This is a genomic window from Neptuniibacter halophilus (genome assembly GCF_030295765.1).
GTDB classification, from domain to species: Bacteria; Pseudomonadota; Gammaproteobacteria; order Pseudomonadales; family Balneatricaceae; genus Neptuniibacter; species Neptuniibacter halophilus.
Window position 1 is genome coordinate 2,570,242 of record NZ_AP027292.1, and the last position, 25,586, is coordinate 2,595,827.

The 25,586-nt window shown below is 53.6% G+C and carries 23 protein-coding genes; 12 read left to right on the plus strand and 11 right to left on the minus strand.

Annotated elements, in window-relative coordinates:
* Positions 1-4: 4 nt before the first annotated feature.
* On the minus strand, positions 5-850 hold the full coding sequence (locus QUD59_RS11950; RefSeq protein ID WP_286237253.1) for an AAA family ATPase: 846 nt from the start codon (positions 848-850) through the stop codon (positions 5-7).
* A 273-nt stretch (positions 851-1,123) separates the two neighbouring features.
* Here QUD59_RS11950 and QUD59_RS11955 point away from each other — a divergent pair, with 273 nt between their 5' ends.
* From QUD59_RS11955 to QUD59_RS11985, 7 genes are all read left to right on the plus strand, one after another.
* Entirely contained in the window at positions 1,124-1,411 is a 288-nt protein-coding gene (locus QUD59_RS11955) for an HlyU family transcriptional regulator (RefSeq protein WP_286237255.1), read from the plus strand.
* Between the two features lie 174 nt (positions 1,412-1,585).
* Positions 1,586-2,950, plus strand: coding sequence for a DegQ family serine endoprotease (locus QUD59_RS11960; RefSeq protein WP_286237256.1), 1,365 nt, complete (start codon positions 1,586-1,588; stop codon positions 2,948-2,950).
* A gap of 618 nt (positions 2,951-3,568) precedes the next feature.
* Complete coding sequence (gene ectA / locus QUD59_RS11965; protein ID WP_286237257.1) at positions 3,569-4,027, plus strand: diaminobutyrate acetyltransferase; 459 nt, start codon at positions 3,569-3,571, stop codon at positions 4,025-4,027.
* 41 nt (positions 4,028-4,068) lie between these two features.
* Positions 4,069-5,382 carry a diaminobutyrate--2-oxoglutarate transaminase gene (ectB, locus tag QUD59_RS11970; protein ID WP_286237259.1) on the plus strand — a complete coding sequence of 438 codons (1,314 nt, stop codon included), beginning with the start codon at positions 4,069-4,071 and terminating at the stop codon, positions 5,380-5,382.
* A 10-nt stretch (positions 5,383-5,392) separates the two neighbouring features.
* Complete coding sequence (locus QUD59_RS11975; protein ID WP_286237260.1) at positions 5,393-5,788, plus strand: ectoine synthase; 396 nt, start codon at positions 5,393-5,395, stop codon at positions 5,786-5,788.
* 18 nt (positions 5,789-5,806) lie between these two features.
* Positions 5,807-6,691: an ectoine hydroxylase gene (gene thpD, locus QUD59_RS11980; RefSeq protein WP_286237261.1), complete on the plus strand. Its 885-nt coding sequence runs from the start codon at positions 5,807-5,809 to the stop codon at positions 6,689-6,691.
* Positions 6,692-6,729: 38 nt separating this feature from the next.
* Positions 6,730-8,163 (plus strand): aspartate kinase, encoded by a 1,434-nt coding sequence (locus tag QUD59_RS11985; protein ID WP_286237262.1) that lies wholly within the window; start codon positions 6,730-6,732, stop codon positions 8,161-8,163.
* Positions 8,164-8,455: 292 nt separating this feature from the next.
* Here QUD59_RS11985 and QUD59_RS11990 read toward each other — a convergent pair whose 3' ends face one another.
* The 5 genes from QUD59_RS11990 to QUD59_RS12010 all read right to left on the minus strand — a co-directional run bounded on the left by QUD59_RS11990 (position 8,456) and on the right by QUD59_RS12010 (position 16,709).
* Positions 8,456-8,986 (minus strand): GNAT family N-acetyltransferase, encoded by a 531-nt coding sequence (locus QUD59_RS11990; RefSeq protein ID WP_286237263.1) that lies wholly within the window; start codon positions 8,984-8,986, stop codon positions 8,456-8,458.
* 107 nt (positions 8,987-9,093) lie between these two features.
* Positions 9,094-9,606 carry a hypothetical protein gene (locus QUD59_RS11995; protein WP_286237264.1) on the minus strand — a complete coding sequence of 171 codons (513 nt, stop codon included), beginning with the start codon at positions 9,604-9,606 and terminating at the stop codon, positions 9,094-9,096.
* Between the two features lie 1,031 nt (positions 9,607-10,637).
* On the minus strand, positions 10,638-12,050 hold the full coding sequence (locus tag QUD59_RS12000) for a sodium-dependent transporter (protein WP_286237265.1): 1,413 nt from the start codon (positions 12,048-12,050) through the stop codon (positions 10,638-10,640).
* A gap of 76 nt (positions 12,051-12,126) precedes the next feature.
* On the minus strand, positions 12,127-13,179 hold the full coding sequence (locus QUD59_RS12005) for a Glu/Leu/Phe/Val dehydrogenase dimerization domain-containing protein (RefSeq protein ID WP_286237266.1): 1,053 nt from the start codon (positions 13,177-13,179) through the stop codon (positions 12,127-12,129).
* A gap of 14 nt (positions 13,180-13,193) precedes the next feature.
* A complete protein-coding gene (locus tag QUD59_RS12010; protein WP_286237268.1) occupies positions 13,194-16,709 on the minus strand; it encodes an indolepyruvate ferredoxin oxidoreductase family protein in 3,516 nt (1,171 codons plus the stop codon).
* Between the two features lie 582 nt (positions 16,710-17,291).
* Between QUD59_RS12010 and QUD59_RS12015 the strand changes: the two genes are divergently transcribed.
* On the plus strand, positions 17,292-17,756 hold the full coding sequence (locus QUD59_RS12015) for a methyltransferase family protein (RefSeq protein ID WP_286237269.1): 465 nt from the start codon (positions 17,292-17,294) through the stop codon (positions 17,754-17,756).
* A gap of 1 nt (position 17,757) precedes the next feature.
* Here QUD59_RS12015 and QUD59_RS19255 read toward each other — a convergent pair whose 3' ends face one another.
* Both QUD59_RS19255 and msrA read right to left on the minus strand, forming a co-directional pair.
* The gene (locus QUD59_RS19255; protein ID WP_350227806.1) at positions 17,758-18,261 is read right to left on the minus strand and encodes a GNAT family N-acetyltransferase; all 504 of its coding nucleotides are present in this window, start codon (positions 18,259-18,261) and stop codon (positions 17,758-17,760) included.
* On the minus strand, positions 18,195-18,665 hold the full coding sequence (gene msrA / locus QUD59_RS12020; RefSeq protein ID WP_286237270.1) for a peptide-methionine (S)-S-oxide reductase MsrA: 471 nt from the start codon (positions 18,663-18,665) through the stop codon (positions 18,195-18,197). The genes QUD59_RS19255 and msrA overlap by 67 nt, the downstream gene beginning before the upstream one ends.
* 251 nt (positions 18,666-18,916) lie before the next feature.
* On the opposite strand from msrA, the gene QUD59_RS12025 reads away from it, so the two are divergent.
* Complete coding sequence (locus tag QUD59_RS12025) at positions 18,917-19,546, plus strand: TorF family putative porin (protein WP_286237272.1); 630 nt, start codon at positions 18,917-18,919, stop codon at positions 19,544-19,546.
* A 102-nt stretch (positions 19,547-19,648) separates the two neighbouring features.
* Here QUD59_RS12025 and gatB read toward each other — a convergent pair whose 3' ends face one another.
* The 3 genes from gatB to gatC are packed head-to-tail and all read right to left on the minus strand — an operon-like array spanning position 19,649 to position 22,891.
* Positions 19,649-21,100, minus strand: a complete 1,452-nt coding sequence (gene gatB, locus QUD59_RS12030; protein WP_286237273.1) for an Asp-tRNA(Asn)/Glu-tRNA(Gln) amidotransferase subunit GatB — start codon at positions 21,098-21,100, stop codon at positions 19,649-19,651.
* A gap of 12 nt (positions 21,101-21,112) precedes the next feature.
* Positions 21,113-22,564: an Asp-tRNA(Asn)/Glu-tRNA(Gln) amidotransferase subunit GatA gene (gatA, locus tag QUD59_RS12035; RefSeq protein WP_286237274.1), complete on the minus strand. Its 1,452-nt coding sequence runs from the start codon at positions 22,562-22,564 to the stop codon at positions 21,113-21,115.
* 39 nt (positions 22,565-22,603) lie between these two features.
* Complete coding sequence (gatC, locus tag QUD59_RS12040) at positions 22,604-22,891, minus strand: Asp-tRNA(Asn)/Glu-tRNA(Gln) amidotransferase subunit GatC (RefSeq protein ID WP_286237275.1); 288 nt, start codon at positions 22,889-22,891, stop codon at positions 22,604-22,606.
* 222 nt (positions 22,892-23,113) lie between these two features.
* Between gatC and QUD59_RS12045 the strand changes: the two genes are divergently transcribed.
* From QUD59_RS12045 to mreD, 3 genes are read left to right on the plus strand one after another with little or no spacing between them, the layout of a single operon-like run.
* The gene (locus QUD59_RS12045; protein ID WP_286237276.1) at positions 23,114-24,151 is read left to right on the plus strand and encodes a rod shape-determining protein; all 1,038 of its coding nucleotides are present in this window, start codon (positions 23,114-23,116) and stop codon (positions 24,149-24,151) included.
* 49 nt (positions 24,152-24,200) lie between these two features.
* On the plus strand, positions 24,201-25,088 hold the full coding sequence (mreC, locus tag QUD59_RS12050) for a rod shape-determining protein MreC (RefSeq protein WP_286237277.1): 888 nt from the start codon (positions 24,201-24,203) through the stop codon (positions 25,086-25,088).
* A complete protein-coding gene (mreD, locus tag QUD59_RS12055) occupies positions 25,085-25,585 on the plus strand; it encodes a rod shape-determining protein MreD (protein ID WP_286237278.1) in 501 nt (166 codons plus the stop codon). Before mreC ends, mreD begins: the two co-directional genes overlap by 4 nt.
* Position 25,586: the final 1 nt, after the last annotated feature.

Genomic DNA, 25,586 nt, shown 5'->3' on the forward strand with positions numbered 1-25,586 from the left:
GGCCTCAACGCTGGGCGCGGCGAGCCATAAATGCCAGTCGCTCGAGCATGTGTACATCCTGCTCGTTCTTCAGTAGTGCACCATGCAGCAGTGGAACGGCGTCATTACTGTCGCTGTCACGCAGCACTTCGGCCGGAATATTGTCAGCCATCAGCAGCTTCAGCCAGTCGATCAGCTCAGAGGTGGAAGGCTTTTTCTTCAGACCGTTGACCGAGCGGACCTCGAAGAAAATCTCCAGTGCTTCCTTAACCAGCGACTGTTGCAGGTCAGGGTAGTGCACCTTGACGATATCCAGCATGGTCTCGCGGTCCGGGAACTGGATGTAGTGGAAGAAGCAGCGGCGCAGGAAGGCATCCGGCAGCTCTTTTTCGTTGTTGGAGGTGATGATAATGATCGGACGGTGTCTGGCTTTAACCTGCTCACCGGTTTCGTAAACGCTGAACTCCATCTTATCCAGCTCAACCAGCAGGTCGTTAGGGAATTCGATATCCGCTTTGTCGATCTCATCGATCAGCAATACTACCTGTTCATCCGCTTCAAAGGCCTGCCACAGCATCCCTTTTTTGATGTAGTTGGCGATATCGTGAACCCGCTCCTCGCCCAGTTGCGAGTCGCGCAGCCGGGAAACGGCATCGTATTCGTAAAGGCCCTGCTGGGCTTTGGTGGTGGATTTGATGTGCCAGCAGAGCAGCTTCTTGCCCAGTGCAGAGGCGACCTCTTCTGCGAGCATGGTCTTACCCGTGCCCGGTTCGCCTTTGATCAGCAGAGGACGTTGTAGGGTGATGGCGGCATTGACGGCCATACGAAGGTCATCGGTGGCAACGTAATTATCGGTACCTTGAAACTGCATTGGGTGCTCCTGTTGAAACCTGGCTCCGGCGGAGGATCGCCGCTGAATTGGCGGGTGCCGGAGTGAAAATCAGTATTTACCCTAATTTAAGCGAAATGAGCCGTGCTGAATAGTGACGATTTTGTTCAGATTATCTGTTAAAGCCTGTTTCAGGGCCCTGGGCCCTGTTTTTCCGGCTTTGATTGTGGTCGGGCCTGACATCGCTTAGAGTGGCGATTGGCCGGAGGTTGATGCCGGCAGAGATGGTTTTTATTGATTTAATCAGGGTAGGTTATGGTGTTTTCAAAACTGATGGGTGCGCTGTTTGGTAAGGGCGGCGAAAGTAAGCAGAGCGCTGTGGAGATGGAGTCTGTTGAGTATCAGGGGTATACCATCACTCCGGCGCCGATGCCTGATGCCGGTGGCTACCGAATTAACGGCACGATCACTCGGGGTGAGCGCAGTCACCAGTTTATCCGCGCGGATATCCTGCCCGGCAGTCAGAGTTGCGCTGATGAGATGATTCGCAAAGCGAAGCAACTGATCGATCAACAGGGGGCGGGCGAGGGCAGTTTCTGGTAAGTCAGGTTCTTCAGCGGATGGCGGGAACTTGAACGTCTGATTCAGGTCATTAGCACGGATCTTCCTGTGGCTGTTTTTACAGCGGCAGGTGTGCTTGTCTGATATCGCTTTTGGTCAGGCTGTCTGTTGCCGGCAGGTTCCGGCTGACAGCCGTGATGTGAACAGGAGTTGCTTATGTTTTCTTGCCGATCTTTCCGTTATCTGACGGTCCTGCTTTTATTGCTTCTGGCGCCGCTCAGCAGGGCTGCGCTTCCTGCTCAGCTACCCGGTCAGCAACCGTTACCCTCGTTGGCGCCGATGCTCGAGCAGGTCAATCCTGCGGTGGTGAATATTGCCACCTATTCAACGACTCAGAGTCGCTATAATCCACTTTTTAACGATCCCTTCTTTCGTCGCTTCTTTAATATTCCTGAGCAGGAACTGCCGCGTAAAGCTGAGCGTAAGCGCCAGCAAAGCGCCGGTTCAGGCGTTATTGTGGATGCCTCTGAAGGGATAGTGATGACTAACTATCATGTGGTGAAAGGTGCTGATGAAGTGCGCGTAGGTCTGGTTGATGGCCGCGGTTTTGATGCCCGCATTATCGGCACTGATCCGGCATTGGATATCGCGATTCTGAAGGTCGAAGCCGATGGCCTGACTGAGGTGAAAATGGCCGATTCATCTCAGCTTCGGGTGGGTGATTTTGTCGTGGCGATTGGTAATCCGTTCTCTCTGGGACAAACCGTCACCACAGGGATTGTCAGTGCTCTGGGACGCAGTGGTCTGGGGATAGAAGGCTATGAAAACTTTATCCAGACCGATGCATCGATTAATCCCGGTAACTCCGGTGGGGCGCTGGTGAATCTGCGTGGCGAGCTGGTGGGGATCAATACTGCGATCATCGCACCGGCGGGTGGTAACGTCGGTATCGGTTTTGCGATTCCTGTGAATATGGCTCGTGCCAGCCTGCAGCAGATTTTACAGCACGGTGAGGTTAAGCGTGGCCAGATTGGCGTGTCGATTCAGGATATCAGTGCAGATCTGCGCGAAGCCTTTAATCTTGAAAACGGTCAGAAAGGGGTGCTGCTGACCCGGATCGAGGACGCTTCGTCTGCGGATCGGGCCGGGCTGGTACCGGGTGATATCGTTATCCGTGTGAATGATCAGAACACCCTGTCTGCAGCGCAACTGCGCAGCCAGATTGCAATGATACCTCCCGGAGAGGAGGTGTCGCTGACCATTCTCCGTGAGGGGACTGAGATGCAGTTCAGGCTTCTGGTTGAAGAGATTGATCAGAGCGTACAAACCACCAGCATGCATCCTCTGCTTGAGGGCGCTGTTTTTGCCGATCACGAGGCGGGTGGTGTGGTTCTGGCGGCCCTGAAACCGGATAGCCGGGCAGCCTACAGTGGGCTGCGCCCGGGCGATCTGATCGTAAGCGCCAACAAGGTCAGGGTGACTGATCTGCGGGCCTTTCGCGAGGTTCTGAAACGTAGCCGGTCCTCTATTTTGCTGCAGATTCAACGCGGTAATATGACGTTGTATCTGGTGATACGTTAGGGAGGCTGTGAATAAATCCTGTTAGTGCTCTCTATTTTCTGAAGCTGTCAGAGAAAGGGTACAGTTCGCTGTTAATGGCTCTGGCCCTTTACATGCGCTTTTCTTCGCGCGCACTTTTCTTCGAGCTCGGGGGAGGCTGTCTGAGTCTATTCAGGCGGCTCTCTCTCCTCTCTCCTCTCTCTCTCTCTCTCTCTCCTCTCTCTCTCTCTCTCTCTCTCTCTCTCTCTCCTCTCTCCTCTCTCTTCTGTGTTCCTGTCTGGAATATAACCCTCTTTCACCGGCCTTTCTGGCGGGCTCTGTCGTAGCTGCCCCCGGATTTTCTCTGCATGTTTCGTTGACTGTACGTTGCAGGTATCGGGGTGTCTGCGGGGCTGAGCGCATCAGGCAGGCGTTAGTTATTTAGTATTACTAAAAATATTTTTATTTGTAACTCAAAGTAAATATTGGTGCATTTCGGGGTAATGAAACCGTGTTTTGCTGCTTTTTTGCGCAAAAGCGGTTGTTTTTGCTCCGATTAAATGCTTTATAATATATAGCGTTACTAAAGATTAGTAAGGCTAAATTTTATTTGTTATGAGTATAAACTACAGGAAACCCCTAGTTTCTGACGGCAGAGCGGTGTCAGCGCTGATCAGGCGTTGTCCGCCTCTGGATACCAATTCGCTCTACTGCAACCTGCTGCAGTGCCGGGATTTCAGTGAGACCTCAATTCTGGCTGAAGGTCCTGATGGACAGGCGGTAGGTTTTATCTCTGGTTATATCCCTCCGGCGCGGCCGGATACGTTGTTTATCTGGCAGGTTGCGCTCGACAGCAACTGGCGTGGGCAGGGGATTGCGCGAACCATGCTAAGTGAGTTGTTTCAACGGGTGGAGCAGGCTAAGTATCTGGAAACCACCATCTCACCAAGCAACGCCGCCTCCCGGAAGTTGTTCACCGGCTTCTTCAGCGAGCACTTTATGGAGTATGAGACCAGCCTTCTGTTCGAACGGGGTGATCACCTCGATGCCGATCATGAAGATGAGGTGCTCTACCGGGCAGGCCCCGCCATCAGCTTCAAACCGATGATGGCCAGTTGAGCGACGTTTTCTTTTTTTAATTTCAATTCAGAGTCTTTGTTATGAAAATTTTTGATCAGATTGAATCTGAGGTTCAGTCCTATGCCCGCTCGTTTCCGCGGATCTTCAACCGCGCGCAGGGTGAATTCCTTTACGATGAAGAGGGAAACCAGTATCTGGATTTCCTCGCCGGTGCAGGCACCCTGAACTACGGCCACAACAACCCGTTGTTCAAATCACTGCTGCTTGATTACATCCAGGCTGACGGGATCACTCATGGTCTGGATATGCATACCCGCGCCAAAGGCGAGTTTCTTGAAGCGTTCAACGAGAAGATTCTTAAGCCGCGTAACCTTGAATATGTGATGCAGTTTACCGGCCCGACCGGAACCAACGCGGTAGAAGCGGCGCTCAAGCTGGCACGTAACGTGACCGGACGTGAGAACATCATCTCCTTCACGAACGGTTTCCATGGGGTCAGCCTGGGATCGCTGGCTGCGACCGGTAATTCGCACCATCGCGGTGCAGCAGGGGCCAGCCTCAGCGGTGTCAGCCGAATGCCCTATGATGGTTATCTCGGTGATGAGGTCGACACGACGGAATACCTCGATAAAGTGCTGTGCGATTCAAGCAGTGGTGTGGATCTGCCGGCCGCCGTTGTTGTGGAAACAGTGCAGGGCGAGGGCGGTATCAATGCCGCCAGCTTTGAGTGGTTACGCAATCTGGAAAAGGTCTGCCGTAAACATGAAGTACTGCTGATTGTTGACGATATTCAGGCGGGCTGCGGTCGTACCGGCACCTATTTCAGTTTCGAAGAAGCGGGTATCACCCCGGATATCGTAACGCTGTCTAAATCTCTGGGTGGCTATGGTCTGCCTTTCGCTGTGGTGCTGTTCCGTCCGGAGCTGGACCAGTGGAAGCCGGGTGAGCACAACGGCACCTTCCGTGGTAATAACTTCGCTTTCGTTACAGCTAAAGCGGCGATCGATCACTACTGGTCTGATGATCAGTTCTCTAAAGAGATCAAGCGCAAAGGTCAGTACGTTTCAGAACGTCTGGAGAAAATCGTAGAACTCTATGGCGATGGAAACTTCTCTACCCGTGGTCGTGGCATGTTCCAGGGGATCAACTGTGTCAACGGTGAGATTGCTTCCAAGATTACCAGCGCCTGCTTTAAGCAGGGTCTGATTATTGAGACCAGTGGTGCTGATGATCAGGTTGTGAAATTCCTCTGTCCGCTGGTTATCAGTGATGAAAGTCTGGCGAAAGGGATCGATATCGTTGAGCAGGCGATAAAAGAGGTCTGCGCTTCTGAAAATGAGATCCCTGAAGATAACTGCTATTTCGACACTGTTTACCTTTCTGAAGCGAGTTGAGAAGAGAATTATGATTGTACGTACCCTGCAAGAAGCCGAAAAATCCGATCGTCGTGTTGTGTCCCCGGATAAGCACTGGGAGAGCACCCGATTGCTGCTGAAAGAAGACCAGATGGGGTTTTCATTCCATATCACCACGATCTATGCGGACACCGAAACCCATATCTGGTATCAGAACCATCTGGAATCGGTTTACTGCATCAGCGGTGAAGGTGAGATTGAAACGCTGGATGATGCCGCTATCTACCCGATTAAACCGGGCACCATCTACATTCTGGATAAAAATGACGAGCACCTGCTGCGGGCTAAAACCGAGCTGAAACTCGCCTGCGTTTTCAATCCGCCTCTTAATGGTAAAGAGGTGCATGATGAGAACGGTGTCTATCCACTCGAAGAAACAGCCTGAGGGAGGATTCGGATCAGTATGCAACAGGATAAGTATCCATCCCGGGTGAATCCGGAGCCGCAGGTACTGCCCCGGCTGGACCCGGTTATCTATCCTTCGTCGATTCGTGCCACGCATCTGACTGACGCACACCTGGAAAGCTTTGAGCGCAATGGCTACCTGCTGTTGCCGGGGTTGTTCAGTGCAGAGGAGGTCAGACAGTTCAGCGCAGAACTTCAGCGGATGCAGGTGGATTCTGAGTTGCTGGCGTCACCGCAGGCTATTACAGAGCCCGACAGTGGAGAGTTGCGTTCGGTTTTTCAGATCCATCGAAACCACCCGCAGTTCTCTGAGCTGGCGGCGGATCCGCGCATTGCAGACGTGGCGCGGACGATTCTCGGTGGGGATGTGTATATCCATCAGTCCCGGCTGAATTTTAAGCCGGGCTATCGCGGACGTGAGTTTTACTGGCATTCGGATTTTGAAACCTGGCACACCGAAGATGGCATGTCACAGATGCGGGCGATTAGCTGTTCCATTCTGCTGACCGATAACGATGCGAAAAATGGTGCGCTGATGCTGATGCCCGGCTCTCATAAAGAGTACATCACCTGTGTCGGTGAAACGCCGGAGAATCACTACCTCTCTTCGCTGAAAAAGCAGGAGTATGGTGTACCCGGTGATGAAAGCCTGAAATACCTGAGTGATCGCTATGGCATTGATTGTGCCGAAGCGAAGGCGGGCTCCGTGTTGTTCTTCGACTGCAACGTGATGCACGGTTCTAACAGTAATATCACCCCGGAGCCGCGCTCCAACCTGTTCTACGTCTACAACCATATCGATAACCGGGTTGTTGAACCGTTTTGCGGGCAAGCACCGCGTCCGGAGTTTATCTGCTCCCGGGAAACCATAGAAACCCTTTGATTAAACAGTGCCCGGGCAACCGGGCACTGAATACTGATATGACTCATAGTGTTGAAAAGATTGGCGGCACTTCCATGAGCCGCTTTGAAGAAGTTCTGAATAATATCTGGATGCGTCCGCAGGATGGCTCCATCTACAACCGGATCTTTGTGGTTTCTGCTTACGGCGGGATCACGGATCTGCTGCTGGAGCATAAAAAAACCGGCGAAGCCGGGGTCTATAGCTGCTTTGCTGAAGCGGAACAGGAGGACGCCTGGAAGCAGCGGCTGCAGGAGGTCGAGCAGAAACTGCTGGCGATCAATGCCGAGATGTTTTCTGGCCCTGTGCTGCAGCAGGCAAACCGTTTTATCCGTCAGCGGATCAGTGGTGCCGAAGCCTGTATGAACAGCCTGCACAATCTGTGCAGTTATGGCCATTTTCAGATGCAGCAGCATCTGGCGACGGTACGGGAGATGCTGGCTTCAATTGGCGAGGCGCACAGTGCCTTTAACTCGGTGCTGCTGTTGCAGCAGCACGGCGTAAAGGCGCGTTTTGTCGACCTGACCGGATGGAAAATGGAGCAGCCGTTACCACTCGATGAGATGATCAATGAAGCATTTGACGGTCTTGATCCGGCAGCAGAGATGCTGATTGTGACCGGTTATACCCAGTGCGAAGAGCAACTGATGCGGACATTTGATCGGGGTTACAGCGAGATGACCTTCTCGAAGATCGCTTCAATCACTCAGGCAGAAGAGGCGGTTATCCACAAGGAGTTCCATCTGAGTAGTGCTGATCCGCGTATTGTGGGCGAGGAGCAGGTGGTGCCGATTGGTATGACCAACTTTGATGTGGCAGATCAGCTCTCGAATCTGGGCATGGAAGCGATCCATCCTAAAGCTGCACAGGGGATTCGTAATGCAGGCATCCGCATTCGGGTGAAAAACACCTTTGAGCCGGAGCATATCGGCACCATTATCGATGCTGACTACTGTAATCCGCGCCCCTGTGTGGAGATTATTGCCGGACGGCGTGATCTGTTTGCGATTGAAGTGTTTGACCAGGAGATGCTCGGTTCGCCGGAGTATGACATCAACATCAGCCGGCTGATCAAAGAGCTGAAACTGCCGCTGGTGAACAAAGAGTCAGATGCCAACAGTATTACCTTCTATCTGGCAGGGAATCGCAAGAAGGTGAACCGTCTGGTACGCCTGATCGAGACCCAGTACCCGAGTGCGGCGGTAGAGCTGCACAAAGTAGCGATGGTGTCAGCGGTGGGCTCCGATCTGAAAGTGCAGGGTATTCTGGCGCGGGCGGTATCGGCACTGTCGGATGCGGGGATCAATGTATTGGCCCTGCATCAGACTATCCGTCAGGTCGAGATGCAGTGCATCGTTGCCGAAACCGATTATGAGGCGGCCATACGTGCCTGGCATAAGGCGTTGGTAGAAGATGAAAACCACGGTGCAGTGATCCGTCGCTGCGCGGCCTGAGCCGGCAAGGCTACCGCTGTAAATCACCTCCTTTGAAGGTGATTTCGTTTAGTTGAGGCTCAGCCGAAGAGTGCGGTGCTGATTCCTGCGACGGGTTTCGCTTTGTTGGCGGGTTTTATAAATATACCGCCCCCGTGTTGCTGTTTCGTATAAGTAATGAAACAGCGTTCCATATAAAGTGAACCGAAATAATAAAGCAGCCTTAGGGCTGCTTTTTTATTGGGCGTAGCTTTAGGGTATCCGGCGCACTGACAGGGGCATCCGGTGGAGGTCGCCATAACGGAACGAACTACTAAAACTTGTTATGTAATGACCAGTCGTTGCGCGTCATTCGATATGCCCGCACAGAACGGCCATGGAACGCTTGGTGTGTGTAGTCTGCGAACCCGACTTTCTCCGTCACCCTAACCGAGGCAGTGTGTTCCGGCTCGATAATAACAATTACCGACCTGCAGTGTTTTTGGTCGAAAGCGTACTGGAGAACACCCTTGACAGCTTCTGTCGCATACCCCTGATGCCAGAACTTGCGTGCCAGTCGATAACCCAGGTTGATTTCTTCAACATCGTCAACCAATTCAGGCCCAACACCGCAGAAGCCGATAAGATGCCCAGATTCCTTCTTGCATATTGCCCACGGTCCTATGCCTTGAGAGGCGTAACACTCAAGGCACCAGTCAACAAACTGGCGGGTAGCATCATCGTTGCAAACTCCACGAACAGAAAACTTCATGACTTCCGGATCACTGAGCATTTTGGTCAGCACTGGAACGTCTTGGTGGGATAGTTGTCTGGCAACCAATCTCTCTGTTTCAAATAATGGCACCTATCTCTCCCTGTGAATAACTTTAAGCGAAGCGGCGCATTTACATGGGGCATAATGACGAAGTCGCCCGGTGTAAATGAATCTGAATGACAGAAGGGAGCGTCTTGTTATATTTCCTTACAACTGTCGTCATTTAAATCCTCTACTTTAGAGTTGAACGCTTCTAGAAGATGTTTGAATTCTGGTGATGGTAAAATGTCGGACCTGAACACTTTTCTTAATTTGTCCCCATCCTCATGTTTAAGTGCGGTTCTAAACGAATCAACTTTTTCTAGAGCCTTTTTGAATTCCAGGTGTTTCTGACTTAGGTCTTCCTTTATCGCAGAGCTCAAAGTAACCCACTGGTTGATTGGTCTTTCTTTTTGGATTTTTTCAGGGGCAACCTTTAAGTAGATACTAAAGGCAGCAAACCTCTGTTGTATGAGAGCCAATTGGTGTTTTTGGTAGAGTACAGCAACATCACTTAGTTCTGGATATTTAGAAGTAACAAGGTCGGTAGAATCGTTTTGCCATTGAGTTTGAAGATTGGTGTAAGTTTTAAATTTATGCTGTAAACACTCACTACCAAATACTTGTGTGGTGCAAAAAAAAGAAGTAATTAATAAAACCCAACTTTTCATACGATCCTCAAAGAAATATAACGCCTGCATAAGCGGTAAATCTGCAGTGTGAAGCAGGGGGAATTTTATGTACCGAAGAACACGGAAGTAGCAAAATCAACTCGGTCGTTTGGCGAGCGCAATGCGGCAAAAGAAAGGAAAAGACTTAGGGAGCATGGTCATCATCCTGATACATATCCGCCTGAACTTCCTGCACTGTGCGGGTGATCGAAATCACCGACTTTTTTCGGGTACTCCGGTTACCCAGCGCCTAGAACTATATCCCCCTCACGGATTGATTGCTACAGCGTCTCGATTCACTCAAGCTTTTCAAAGTGCGTATTGGATGAAGCCGAATCGTGAAAGGATTTCTAAAAAGCCATCTATTCAGGGGCGGTATAGTTAACTGAGTCAGTTGGCAGTGAGGTTTAAGTGGCACCCCCTTACCCTTCTGTGCAGCCGTGCATTTCAGATTTCAAATGAGAAAGCGCGAGCACTGTTTGAGGTCGCTTGCGACCGAGTTTACTGACGCTGTGCGTCGGCCCTACGGGCCAGCTAAAGCTGTTCAAGCAGAGCTTGTCGCAGCGCCATTTGAAAACTGAAACGCGCAGGGAAGTGGGCGCAGCCAACCAAACAGCAGGGGCGGTTTTGGGTTGTCAGGGTATTTGGGAGTCCAAATACCCTGACTCGCCAGCAAGGCGAAAAGCGGAATCGTAAGTTAAAACCTCGCTCTACAGGCAAAGCCTCGACAAAACGATCACCACTTCCACAGAAGCTGTTTAAGGCTGCACTACTCCGAATTAGGCAAGTCCGCTTCTGGCACATAGCACTCCCTAAGTCCTTTTCTTAATTCGTTTCACTATGTATGAGATTGCATGTCATTCGTTTCGCCTAGAATGAGATGTGCGCCTTCTGAAATGAGAGGGCAAAGCGAAACGGCACGCAGTGACGGGGGCTTCTATTTCATTAATTTTGAGAAGGGATACATCAGAGGGAGTACAACGCAAAGCCACCTGCGATGCAGGTGGCTTTATAATTTTTGCTTTTACCGATCAGGCCAGGTTGTAGATAAATACCACCAGAACCGCAGCCGGCGTGATGTAACGCAGGACAAACATAAACAGCCTGTAGCCTGCACCGTTGCCCAGATCCAGCTCATTTTCACCGGCCTGTTTCGACATAAACCAGCCGACAAACAGGGCGATAGCCAGACCGCCGAGCGGCATCATCAGGTTGGCGGTGACATAGTCGAACAGATCAAAGAAGGTTTTACCTTCAAAGCGCTCAAACATGCCCAGCGGGTAAACATCAGACCACTGGTTCAGGGAGAGGATCGTCAGAATACCCAGTGCCCAGATACTGATGCCGCCGATCAGCGTACCGCCGAAACGACTGATCCCTTTCTGTTCTTCCAGCCACTCCACAACCGGTTCCAGCAGTGAGATCGCTGAGGTTACAGCGGCCACAACAAGCAGAGCGAAGAACAGGCTGCCGAACAGCACACCGCCGGACATCTGGCCGAATGCCAGCGGCAGGGTCTGGAAGATAAGGCCGGGGCCTGCACCCGCTTCAAGACCGTTGGCGAAGACCAGCGGGAAGATCGCCAGACCTGCAAGCAGAGCGACCGCGGTGTCGACCACAGATACGGTGACGGCGGTTTTAACGATGGATACTTTTTTCGGCAGATAGGAGCCATAAGCCATCATCACGCCCATTCCCAGACTCAGGGTGAAGAAGGCGTGGCCCAGTGCAGTGAGTACCCCTTCGGTGGTGAGTTTGCTGAAGTCAGGTTGGAACAGGAAGCTGAAGCCCTGAGCGAAGTTGCCGGTGTTCATGGCGTATCCCACCATCACCAGCAGCAGGACAAACAGCAGTGGCATCAGGATATTGATCGCTTTTTCCATACCGGAACTCAGGCCACGGGCGACGATAATGATCACCAGCAGCATAAATACGGAATGCCACAGCAGGAGGGCAATCGGATCAGCCAGCAGGCCACCGAACATGGCGCCGATGGTATCGCTGTCAGCACCTACAAAGGCACCCTGTGCGGCATTGCCCACATAGGAGAGGGCCCAGCCACCAATGACTGAATAGAATGAGAGAATCAGGAAGGAGGCAAGCATGCCCATACCGCCGATCCAGACCCAGCGTTTAGAGAGTCCGTCCCGCTGAGCCAGTTGGCGCATGCTGTTAATCGGGCTGCGACCACCGCGACGACCGATCGCAACTTCGGCGATCATGATCGGGATGCCAATCAGGGCAATACACAGAAGGTAAACCAGAACGAAAGCGCCGCCACCGTTTTCACCGGTGATGTAGGGGAACTTCCAGATATTTCCCAGGCCTACGGCAGAGCCGCTGGCAGCCAGAATAAAGGCGAGGCGTGAGGACCACATCGGGTGGTCTTTGCGGCTGCTGTCTGCAGCCAGGTCTCCGGCTGCATTCTGAACCAGATCAGTCATGACAATTCTCCAGATCTTATTTTTATGTGGCAGAGAAAAACTGCCCGCAGCACTGAACTGCGGGCGGGATGGTGATTTATTTCATAAAGCGTTCTTCGGCCAGTTCGTTGGCGACTTCGCCGGTCGGGCGATCCTGAGCATCGGCGCGGCGGAAGATCTCGCCCAGCGTGTCGGCGATGGTCTCGATATGGGCACGGACTTTAGTGTGCTCATGGCCGATCCGTTCATAGAAGATATCGATAATGCCGCCGGCATTAATGGCGTAATCCGGCGCGTAAAGAATGCCTCGTTCACGCAGCATCAGATCATGGCGCTGCGATGCCAGTTGATTGTTGGCGGCACCGGCAATGACGCCGGCTTTAATGAGCGGGATCGATTCGTCGTTGAGTACGGCACCCAGTGCGCAGGGGGCAAGTACATCCACATCCAGTGACAGAATCTCGTTCTGGCTGACGGCGGTGGCGCCCAGTTCGCGCACCGCGCGTTCCACCTGTTCAGGATGGATGTCGGTCACAAACAGTTCTGCACCGGCATTGTGCAGCAGCTCGGCGAGACGGTAGCCGACGTTGCCGACTCCCTGAATCGCGACTTTGAGGCCGTTCAGGTCGGTACGGTCCAGTTTGTACTGAACGGCGGCTTTGAGGCCGACAAAAGTGCCGTAAGCGGTTGCCGGTGAGGGGTCGCCGTTACAGGGCTGGCCGTCTATGCCGGTGCGCTCGGTAATCCCGGCGACGTTGTTGGTGTGCTGATGCATCACTTTCAGATCCGGTACTGAGGTGCCGGAGTCTTCAGCAGCAATATACTGGTTCCCTGTACGTTCGAGGAAACGCCCCATGGCTTCCAGCAGCTCCGGGGTTTTATGTTTGCGCGGGTCGCCGATAATCACCGATTTACCGCCACCCAGATCCAGATTGGCGAGGGCGGATTTGTAGGTCATCCCCTTTGACAGGCGCAGTACGTCGTTGAGTGCTTCTTCGTCGCTGGCATAGTGCCACATGCGGCAGCCGCCCAGCGCCGGGCCGCGGTTGGTGTTGTGTATGGCGATAATCGCCTTGAGTCCGGTTTCCTGATCATGGCAGAACACCAACTGTTCGTGGTTATCAAATTCGGAATGGCTGAATACAGACATAGTGGTTTCCTGAATCAAAGAGTCTGGGCAGTGGCCTGATCGTTAGCAGGCTGTGCTTCTTGAATACGGGCCAGCAACTGCTGGCGTTTCTGTTCGGCTTTAGCGTGGGCGGCATCTTTAACCGGGCCATAACCCCGGATGCTCGCGGGCAGGCTGAGCAGTTCGATGGCATCCGCCAGGTTTTCCCGGTTAAGCTGGCTGCACACGAGTTGTACATCCTGCTCGTACTCGCGGATCAGGCGGCGTTCGAGGCGACGGTCGGCGCTGTATCCGAAAGGGTCCAGCGGGGTGCCGCGCAGGCCGCGGAGTTTGCTCAGGGTGCGGAACAGCGGTAGTACCTTTTCGCTGAATTTACGCTTCTGCGGACGGCCGGTAGCCGGGTTAATCTTTGAGATCAGCGGCGGCGCGAGATTGAATTCCAGCTCAAAGTTGCCTTCGAACTGCTGTTCAAGCTGGGCACGGAATCGCTCAGAACTAAGCTGGCGCGCCACTTCATATTCGTCTTTATAAGCCAGCAGGCGGCTGTAGTTTTCAGCCACTGCCATGCTCAGGCGAGTACCGCCCACTGTTTTTTCTGCGTTCTGCATCTGGCTTACCAGCGCATGGTAACGCTCCGCCAGCGATGCGTTCTGGTACTCGCTCAGGTGTGCTTTCTCGCGACTGATTACTTCGTTCAGGCCAGGCATCAGTTGCAGTGTCTGAACCTCAGGTTCAGCCTGAGGCAGGGCGATCTGGCTAACCTGTTGCAGGTCATGTGCAGCCCGTCGTCCCCAGAGGAAAGCCTCTTTGTTGGCGTTAACGGATACGCCGTTCAGCTCAATCGCCTGTTCGATCGAACTGCGCTGCAAAGGAATCAGCCCCTGTTGCCAGGCGAAACCGATGCAGAACAGGTTGACCGCCATGCCGTCACCGAGCAGGTTGGTGGCCAGTGTGGTGGCATCGAGAGAGAAGGTTTTATCCTCTTTGGCGGTTGCGCGGATTACCGCTTCCATCTCGGCAGATGGAACCTGCAGGTCCGGGTCGCGGGTAAACGCCGCTGGCATGGTTTCGTGGTTATTAATCACGACCTGACTGCGATTTCGATCCAGTTTACCGAGGGCTTCCTCGCTGGCGCCGACCATCAGGTCAAAGCCGATCATCAGATCGGTTTCGCCGGCGGGAATGCGCACGGTGTGGATCTGTTCCTGAGTGTTGGCAACGCGGATATGGCTCATTACGGCGCCAAATTTCTGCGCCAGACCGATCTGATCAAGTACGCCAGCCCCTTTGCCCTCAATATGGGCAGCCATGCCGAGCAGGGCGCTGACCGTGACAACACCGGTACCGCCTACGCCGGTGAGCATAATGTTGTATGGGGTCTCGCAGGTTGGCAGTTGTGGTTCAGGAAGTGTCTGGAACTGGCTGCTCTGGCCCAGTGCCTCTGGTTTGCGCAGTTTACCGCCTTTGACGGTGACAAAGCTTGGACAGAAGCCGCGAACGCAACTGAAATCCTTATTGCAGGCAGACTGGTCGATCTCTCTTTTACGGCCGCGGCTGGTCTCTTTGGGCAGCAGTGACAGGCAGTTGGACTGTACGCCACAGTCGCCACAGCCCTCACACACTTCGCTGTTGATCACAACGCGCTGATCCGGGTCATGCATCTGGCCACGTTTGCGGCGGCGACGTTTCTCTGCCGCGCAGGTCTGGTCATAGATCATGGCTGTACAGCCCGGAATTTCGCGTAGTTCGAGCTGAACTGCCTGCAGGTCATCACGATGATGGAAGGTCACGCCGTCGGCAAAATCGGCCCGGCTCGGGTATTTGTCCGGTTCGTCACTGACCAGTGCGATGCGGCGGATCCCTTCACCATAGAGCTGGTGGGTGATCTGCTGGACGGTCAACTGACCATCGATCGGCTGGCCGCCGGTCATGGCTACGGCATCGTTGTAGAGCACTTTGTAGGTGATATTGCTGCCTGCTGCGACCGCAGCACGGATCGCCAGCAGGCCGGAGTGGAAGTAGGTGCCGTCGCCGAGGTTCTGGAAAACGTGGTTGTTATCGGTAAAGGGTTGCTGGCCGATCCAGGTTGCGCCTTCTCCTCCCATCTGGGTAAAGGTGTCGGTGCCCCGGTCCATCCAGGTGGCCATATAATGACAACCGATGCCGCCGAGCGCACGACTGCCTTCCGGCACAACGGTTGAACTGTTGTGCGGGCAACCGGAACAGAAGTGTGGGGTGCGTTCCAGCAGGGCGCGGGGCTGTTCCAGCTCGGCTTCTTTGTTGCTGAGAAAGTTGAGGCGGTGTGTGATCTGATCGCTGCTGTGGAACGGCGCGATACGTGCGGCAATCGCCCGGGCGATCATCGCCGGTGTCAGTTCGCTGAGGCTGGTCAGTAGTTCACGCCCCTGTTCATCGCGTTTGCCGACGATGCGTGGGTGCTGACCGCGACGATCCTGCCAGCTATACAGTTGTTCTTTCACCTGATCTTCGATCAGACCGCGTTTCTCTTCGATGACGAGAATTTCGTCCAGATCGGTGGCAAATTCATACAGACCTTCCGGTTCCAGTGGCCATGGCATGGCGACTTTATACAGGCGGATACCCAGATCTGCAGCCTGCTGGTGGCTGATACCCAGATCTTCCAGCGCCTGCAGAACATCCAGATAAGACTTGCCGGTAGTGACAATGCCGAATCGGGGAGCGCTTGGCTGGATAATGATCTTATCGAGACGGTTAGTCCGGCAAAAAGCCTGCGCCGCGCGGATTTTGTAGCGGTGCAGACGTTCTTCCTGCTGCAGCGGTTTATCGGGCCAGCGTGCGTTGAGGCCATCGGCGGGCAGGTCGAAATCTTCAGGCAGGAGGATCTGCAGGCGTTGCTGATTAATGTCGGCGGAGATTGCAGAATCCATCACTTCGGCCAGTGCCTTCATTCCGACCCAGCAACCGCTGAAACGGGACATCGCCCAGCCATACAGGCCGAAGTCGAGCATCTCCTGAATCCCGGAGGGGTAAAGCACCGGCATCATCGCATCCATAAATGCGTAGTCGCTCTGATGCGGTAGGGTTGATGATTTGCTGGCATGGTCGTCACCGGCGATGGCGAGCACACCGCCGTAGGGCGTGGTGCCAAAAGCGTTGGCGTGTTTGAATACGTCGCCAGTACGGTCAACGCCGGGGCCTTTGCCATACCAGAGGCCGAACACACCATCGTATTTTGCGCCTTCAAACAGGTTGACCTGCTGCGATCCCCAGACGGCGGTCGCACCCAGATCTTCGTTGACACCGGGCTGAAATTTAATGTTGTAACGGCTCAGGTAATCCCGGATCTGCCACAGGGTTTTGTCAAAATTCCCCAGCGGCGAACCGCGGTAACCGGAGATAAAACCTGCGGTATTGAGGCCAGCGCGCTGGTCTCGCTCAGCCTGCAGCATGGGCAGGCGTGCCAGGGCCTGACTGCCGGTGATGTAAACCCGGCCAGACTGTTTTTCCCACTTATCGTTGAGTGAGATCGGATCGGCAGCCTGGGTTGTTGGCGTTGAACGCTTAGTCATCTCTATCGCTCCTGGTTCTGAACGGCACAGCATTTCACTCCGGTTCAGAACGAATCAGAAAAAGGGCTGGCTGTTGGAATCAGCAGTCGGTAATCGGTTGGAAACAGATACGGGTGACAGAGAACGGATCTGGAGAGAGCCGGGGGCTCAGAGTGAAGTGTGTCATTGCGCATTACCTTTGCCGCAGTTGGATCTCAACCGGGCTTTCTCTTGTTGTTATTGTGCCGACAGGTAAGTCGGAGTCGTTATGCCGGTTACCCCTTGTGAGGGTAAGCGGAATCCACATTAGTCCTGTGCTTTTACCAAGTCAACAGGGGTTATGGCTGGCTATAAGCTGTCGAGTTATTTTTTCAACTGAGTTGGTGTGCTTTTGTAGAATTAACCACTGCCGGGTTTGTTTGGTTAAAAACTGTGCAGTCCGCATCATTTATGGCCTGATCAGGTTAAACGAGCAGATATTGATTAGGGGAAAACCCTGAGAGAAGAATAAAAAAAATGGATTTCCTTTTTTCTGCGCGGTTGCGCAGCTTCAGGGCAGTCATTAGGCTGAACCTGTCTTTGGTAATACCGCAGGGTGAGAAAATGAGCAGCGATAAGGGGCCGGGTGTTCGGCTGCCACCTCCGTTAATTTTTATTTTCTTTATAGCCTTGGGGCTGCTTCTGGATCGTTACTGGCCGCTGCTCAAAGGCTGGCCCGCGTCAGGGCATATTCCGGTACTGGTGTTGCTGATCTGTGGCCTCGGTTTGCTGGCAGCGTCGTTATATCAGTTCTGGCGCCACAAAACCCACGTTGAGCCCTGGCAGCCGGCGAGCTCACTGATTTGTAATGGTATCTTTGCTTACAGCCGCAACCCGATCTATCTGGGGTTTATTCTGCTGACGCTGGCGCTTGGGGGCTGGCTGGAGAGCGTCTGGGTCTGTCTCAGTAGTCTGCCCTCAACACTGACGCTGTACCGCTATGTGATTGTTCGTGAGGAGGCGTATCTGGAGCGGCGATTTGGCCAGCCTTATCTTGATTATAAGCAGCGGGTCAGACGCTGGCTTTGAATCATCTCTGCCGAAGCTGCATCAGGTGAGTAGGGTTGCCCCGCTGATGGTAGTTACGCCAGCGCCGGTAAAGGGGTTCGGGGCACTCATCCTGCGTGCAACGGGTAAAGCCAAGCCCGGTATAAAAATCTCTGCTGGCGGAATAGGACAGGCAATAAAGGCCTTGGGGAGAGCCTGAATGCAGCGTCAGAACCGACGTCATCAGTTGTTTCCCCAGCCCGTTACCGCGCAGGTTTTTATCGACCCATACGCCTCTGAGTAAAGCGTAACCCTGCTCCGGATATTCGCTGATTCTGGCGGCTGCGATGATGTTTCCTTCTGCATCGCTTAACCAGAAACAGCGGTCGTCCGGCTGAATTTTGCCTTTGTGTCCATTGCGTTTGTAGAAGCGGCCCAGTGCCGGGGTTGTCAGTTCAGCTCCCGGGCCGTAGTGAAATGTCAGATCCCGCAGCTTCCCATACCTCGTTTCTGCAGATATTTCTGGTGATACTCCTCCGCTGGCCAGAAGGTAGCGGCGGGAATGATCTGGGTGACGATCGGGTTGGCGAAAACGCCGTTTTTCTCGAGTACGGCTTTGCTGGCTTCAGCCAGTTGATGTTGCAGTTCGTCATGGTAGAAGACGGCAGAACGGTACTGAGTGCCTACATCCGGGCCCTGCCGGTTGAGGGTGGTTGGATCGTGCATCGACCAGAACTGATTGAGCAGTACTTCATAGTCGATTAGCTGTTCATCATATTCCACCTGCACGACTTCGGCATGGTAGGTATCACCTCGGCAGACCTGCTCATAGCTGGGCTGATCCGTAGTACCGCCCATATAGCCTACTGCGGTGGCCGTGACACCTTCCATTTGTGAGAATTTCAGTTCAATTCCCCAAAAACAGCCTGCGGCAAATGTCGCTTTTTTCATCGGTTTTTCACTCCGGCAGATCTTTTCGGGTGAGCAGTGTCGTAAAACTGTCACCTCCTGGTCATCTTTTGTGCATGTGCACAAAAATGTGTTCAGAAGCGGTGCGTCGCTCCGTTTTTATCTGACTAAAAGAGTAGACTATAAATTCAATTTTTTATTAGTGCATTGTTTTTATTAGTTATTTTCTCATATGGCATAAGCTATGCAGTGTACCCCTCAATGAGTTATTTCATTCTTTGAAGGGGTATAAGATGATGAAATCAATGACTAAATCTCTGCTTGCTGCAGGTCTGCTGTCTGCTTCCGTCATGGCTGAAGCGGGTTTGTCCGCCAATATCGGTGCGATGAGTGACTACTATTTCCGTGGTGTTGATCAGGGCGTGAGCGGTGCCAGCATGATGGGGGGCGTCGACTATGAGGCGGATAACGGCCTTTCAGTGGGTACCTGGGCGGCTTCTCTGAACAATGGTGAGATCGAGTACGATCTGTACGGCGGTTACTCCGGTGAGTTCAGCGACTTCTCATACTATGTAGGTTACGCAGGCTACTTCTATACCGAAGACGGGGCTACCGACTTCCATGAGATCAACTTTAACCTGGGTTACGGTCCGATCAGCTTTGAATATACCGTGGGTACTGAAGATGCAGAAGCGGGTGTTGAAGAGCTGGATTATACGTTTGCAGCCATTACCGGTGAATATGAAGGTGCTTACCTGACTTATGGTAGCTACGGCAACGATTATGACGGTGAATACTGGGAGATCGGTTACAACACCTCCTATGAAGGTCTGGATATGGGAGTCGCTTATGTTGATCCTGACAGTGAGATCGGCAGCGAAGAAACCGTGACCTTCTATATCAGCAAGACATTTGAATTCTGATTCATTTCCATTGATGTACTAGTGCCTGGCCCGTCGCTGACGGGTCTTTTTACAGGCATGAAAAAGCCGCCTAATCTGGCGGCTTTTTGCGTTAGTTCGGGTTTAGCAGAGTGAATCCAGTTTCTGCTTCAGGACACCCTGAACCTGTCCCGGATTGGCTTTGCCCTGGGAGGCTTTCATCACCTGACCCATAAAGTAGCCGATCATCTTGCCGCGCTTGTCTGGCTCAGCATTGATGTACTGCTCTACCTGAGGGCCACTGTTGGCGATCACATCATCAACGATCTTTTCGATGGCACCGCTGTCGGTTACCTGTTTCAGACCTTTGGCTTCGATGATCTCGTCCGCGCTGCCGCCTTCGGCCCACATCACTTCGAACACCTGCTTGGCAATTTTGCCGGAGATGGTGTTGTCTTTGATCCGTTCCAGAAGACCGCCCAACTGTTCTGCTGTAACCGGACTCTGTTTGATATCCAGATCATTCTGGTTGAGCAGTTTGGACAGCTCGCCCATGACCCAGTTAGCCGCCATTTTGGCGTCTTTGGCCGCTTTAGCCACGGTCTCAAAGTAGTCCGCCATCGGCAGGTATGCTGAGAGTACGCCGGCATCGTAATCCGACAGTTGATACTCTTCGGCAAAGCGGGTTCTGCGCGCATCCGGCAGCTCCGGCAGTTCGCTACGAATCGCTTCGATGTAGCTGTCGTCAATCTCTACTGGCAACAGGTCAGGACAAGGGAAGTAACGGTAGTCGTTGGCTTCCTCTTTGCTGCGCATGGAGCGGGTTTCGTTCTTGTCCGGGTCGTACAGGCGGGTTTCCTGAACGACAGTACCGCCATCTTCGATCAGGTCGATCTGGCGTGCCACTTCAGTGTTGATTGCACGTTCGATAAAGCGAAAGGAGTTGATGTTTTTCAGCTCAGTACGGGTGCCGAGTTTCTCTTCGCCTTTAGGGCGGATAGAGACGTTACAGTCACAACGCATGGAGCCTTCGGCCATGTTGCCGTCGCAGATTCCCAGCGTGGTCACGATGGCGTGAATCTTACGGGCATATTCGGCCGCTTCCTTCGCTGTACGCATATCCGGTTCAGAAACGATCTCGACCAGCGGCGTGCCGGCACGGTTCAGATCGATACCTGACATGCCGTGGAAGTCTTCATGCAGGGATTTACCTGCATCTTCTTCGAGGTGGGCGTGGTGGATTCGCACGCGGCGGGTTTCGCCGTCATCTGTGCTGATATCTACGTGGCCCGGGCCGACAATGGGCTGTTCCAGCTGAGTGGTCTGATAACCTTTTGGCAGGTCCGGATAAAAATAGTTTTTACGTTCAAACACTGAGCGCTTACCGATCTCAGCATCGATCGCCAGACCGAATTTGACCGCCATGCGCAGGGCGTTTTCGTTAAAGACCGGCAGGGTGCCCGGCAGCGCCAGGTCGACCGCACAGGCCTGAGTATTCGGTTCGGCACCGAAGGCAGTGCTGGCACCGGAGAAAATCTTAGTGGCGGTGGAGAGCTGTACGTGAATCTCCAGGCCGATAACTGTTTCCCATTCCATCATCTATTCCTCTCAGATACCTTGTGGAGCCTGTTTGTGCCAGTCGGTTGCCAACTGGAACTGGTGGGCCACGTTCAGCAGTTTCTGCTCGGCGAAATAGTCGCCGATGATCTGCAGGCCGGTCGGCAGACCGTTCGCAAAACCACAAGGGATCGACATGCCCGGCAGGCCAGCCAGGTTCAGGGAGATGGTGAAGATATCTTCCATATACATCGCCACCGGGTCGGAGGTTTTCTCGCCCAGTTTAAACGCCGGATGGGGTGTGGTCGGGCCCATAATGACATCAACGTCTGCCAGCGCAGCGGCAAAGTCATCACGGATCAGACGACGGATCTGCTGGGCTTTTTTGTAGTAGGCATCGTAGTAACCCGCAGACAGGGCATAAGCACCAATCATGATGCGGCGCTTCACCTCGGTGCCAAAACCTTCGCCACGGCTGCGCTTGTACATATCTTCCAGATCGACCGGGTCCTCACAGCGGTAGCCGTAGCGCACGCCGTCAAAACGAGACAGGTTGGAAGACGCCTCAGCCGGCGCGATGATGTAGTAAGCCGGAATCGACAGGGCGGTATTCGGCAGACTGATCTCTTTAACGGTGGCCCCGAGTTTTTCAAACTCTTTGATCGCAGCCTGTGTCTGGCTGGCGATCTCCGGGTTGATGTCGTCAGAGAAGAACTCTTTTGGCAGACCGATCTTCAGACCGCTGAGCGGCTGGTTCAGTTCTGCGCTGTAATCGGGCACATCGCGCTCTACCGAAGTGGAGTCACGCTGATCAAAACCGGCCATGACGTTCAGCATCAGTGCTGCGTCTTCTGCGGTTTTGGTCATCGGGCCGCCCTGATCCAGAGAGGAGGCAAAGGCGATCATGCCGTAACGGGACACCCGGCCGTAGGTTGGCTTCAGCCCGGTGATACCGCAGAGTGCCGCCGGCTGACGAATCGAACCGCCGGTGTCTGTGCCGGTGGCTGCCGGGGCCAGTTGCGCTGCGACTGCAGCGGCAGAACCACCGGAGGAACCGCCGGGTACACACTCGGTGTTCCAGGGGTTTTTCGCGGCGCCATAAAAGCTGCTTTCGTTGGATGAGCCCATAGCGAACTCATCCATGTTGGTTTTACCCAGCATCACGGCACCAGCGGCGTTGAACTTTTCAACCACGGTCGCGTTGTAGGGAGAGATAAAGTTGTCCAGCATCTTCGACGCACAACTGGTGCGGACACCCTGAGTACAAAAGATATCTTTGTGGGCGATCGGCAGGCCGGTGAAGACGCCTGCGCTGCCGCTGGCAATGGCTTCATCGGCGGCTTTCGCCTGAGTCAGCGCCTGCTCTTCGGTCAGGGTAATGTAGCTGTTGTATTTGCTGTCTTCAGCCTTAATTCTGTTCAGGTAGGCCTGGGTCAGCTCGACACTGCTGAATTCACCCGACTTCAGCCCCTGAGCCAGTTCGGCTAGTGTTTTCTCAAACATGGATGCGTATCCTTTTAAATATTCCGGCGCGGGGTGCGATCACTCAATTACTTTGGGTACCAGGAACAGGCCGTCTTCGACCTCAGGTGCCGCAGCCTGCAATTGCTCACGCTGATTTTCTTCGCTGATTACATCGCCGCGCAGGCGCTGTACTGCATCCAGCGGATGAGCCATAGGGGAAACATCGGTGGTGTCGATCGCCTGCATCTGATTGACCAGATCCAGAATATTTGACAGATTTTGCGCGTATTCAGGAGCGTCCTGTTCTTCAATTTGAAGGCGCGCCAGATGGGCTATTTTATCCACATCAGAGCGATCCAGAGACATAATTTACTCTCGCTTGTTGGAGTGACTTTTCAGTAAAGTCGAAAGGGAAAAAACCAAGAGCTGTAAGGTATCACATCGGCACTCTATGCAGAAGGTCATTTGCGGGCGTTATTTCACTGGTTTTGCCTATTTACGCCTTGCCGAAACCGCTGGCCGTTGTTAGAGTTACGTGTTTTCAGGATATAGCGGCTATACCTGCAGATTTCTTAGGACTCCCTGTACATGCTCAAGAAAATTCGTGGCCTTTTTTCCAGCGATCTGTCCATTGACCTGGGCACTGCGAACACCCTTATTTATGTCCGCGATAAGGATATTGTTCTGGATGAACCTTCGGTTGTGGCGATCCGCCAGACCGGCAACCAGAAATCCGTCGCAGCAGTAGGCGCTGACGCCAAACGTATGCTGGGACGTACCCCCGGTTCTATTACCGCCATCCGCCCGATGAAGGATGGTGTAATTGCAGATTTCCATGTGACGGAAAAGATGCTGCAATACTTTATCAGCAAAGTGCATGACACAAACTTTCTGACTCCAAGTCCGCGAGTGCTGGTCTGTGTGCCTTGTAAATCCACGCAGGTTGAGCGTCGTGCGATTAAAGAGTCGGCGATGGGTGCCGGTGCGCGTGAGGTTTACCTGATCGATGAGCCGATGGCGGCTGCAATCGGTGCCGGCCTGCCGGTAGATGAAGCCAGTGGTTCCATGGTTGTGGATATCGGTGGTGGTACTACCGAGATTGCGGTGATCTCTCTGAACGGTATCGTGTACGCAGATTCTGTGCGTATTGGCGGTGACCGTTTCGATGAGTACATCGTGACTTATGTGCGCCGTAACTACGGCAGCCTGATCGGTGATTCGACTGCAGAGCGCATCAAACAGGAGATCGGTACAGCGTACCCGTCAACTGAGATGCACGAAATCGACGTGCGCGGTCGTAATCTGGCTGAGGGTATTCCACGTAGCTTTACCCTGAACAGCAATGAAATTCTGGAAGCGCTGCAGGAGCCTCTTTCTGCGATTGTTCAGGCGGTGAAGAGCGCTCTGGAACAGTGCCCGCCGGAACTGGCCTCTGATATTGCTGAGCGTGGTATCGTGCTGACCGGTGGTGGGGCGTTGCTGCGAAATATCGACCGACTGATGAGCGAAGAGACCGGCCTGCCGGTGATCGTCGCTGAAGATCCTCTGACCTGTGTAGCCCGCGGTGGCGGTCGTGCGCTGGAGTTGCTCGACAAGAATGGTTTTGAGCTGGTAAGCCATGACTAAACCATGTCAGATCTCAATGTTGAAATAATCCCCGGTACCTCCTCTGGGTATGCTTCGGCATACCGGGAGGTGCAGTATTAAAACTATCTTTCGTGGCCGATCTTCCGGCCGCTTCTTCTTTTTCCTGCTGATTCTGGCGTTCCTGCTGATGGCGGCTGATCTGTACTCCGCTAAAGTGCGTGAAGGCCGTGCTTATCTTTCCCTGTTACTGACACCGCTGCAGTGGGTCGTGGATGTACCGAGCCGTTTAGCCGGTGAGGTGTCGGATGTGGTGGTTGATCGTAGCCTGCTGCTGAAAGAGAACGCCAAACTGAAATCCGAAGCGCTGCAACTGGAGCGCAAAGCCCAGCAGAATGCCGCGCTGCGAGAAGAAAATGACCGCCTGCGCCTGCTGTTGCAGGGCAGTAAACGGGTAGATGAAGAGGTGGTTCTGGTCGAGCTGATCGGCGTTAACCCCGATCCTTTCCAGCACCAGGTTATCATCAATCAGGGCAGCGAAAATCAGGTGAAACTGGGGCTGCCACTACTTGATGCCGGTGGTGTGATGGGGCAGATTACTGAGGTCTCGCATTACACCAGTCGGGCAATGCTGATCACAGATGCGCGGCATGCTTTGCCGGTTGAGATCAATCGTAACGGTTTCCGCTCTATTGCCCTGGGTAAAGGTGAGCTGGAAGAGCTTGAGCTTGAGCATGTGCCGGATACCGCCGATGTGCAGGAGGGTGATCTGGTGATTACTTCCGGGCTGGGTGGGCGTTTCCCCCGTGGTTATCCGGTGGCGGTAGTTTCGGAAGTGATCCGGGACCCGGGGCAGCCGTTTACGCAGGTTAAGATCAAGCCCTCTGCGCTGCTGAATAAATCCCGCCATCTGCTGTTGGTGAAGATGCCTGAAGCTCCCCGTGAGCCTGAGCCGGTGGTTGCTGAGGTGGCGGAGTGAACAGCGGTTCACCGGTCACTCCGGGTGGTGGCGGCTTTATCATCTTTGCGACGTTTCTGGTTGGCCTGATGCTCAGTCAGGTGCCGCTGCCCTACATGATCGAATGGGCGCGTCCTGAATGGGTGGCGATGATCCTGATCTACTGGGTTATGGCGCTGCCGCATCGGGTTGGCATGGGCATGGCGTTCTGTCTTGGGCTATTTCTCGATGTGATCAAAGGCAGTGTCCTCGGCCTGAATGCGCTGTCCCTGACGATTATCGCTTTCCTGACCCTGTTGTTGCACCAGCGTCTGCGTATGTTCCCATTGGTTCAGCAGGCGTTTATGGTGATGGTTTTGGTAGGGATCAACCAATTGCTGTTCCACTGGATGCAGGCATTTACCGGCTATACCGGTGACAGCCTGATCTTTCTATTGCCCTGTCTCGTGAGTGCGCTGTTCTGGCCCTGGCTGTTCGTTATACTGCGAGGCATCCGGCGAATGTTTCGTATTCGCTGAT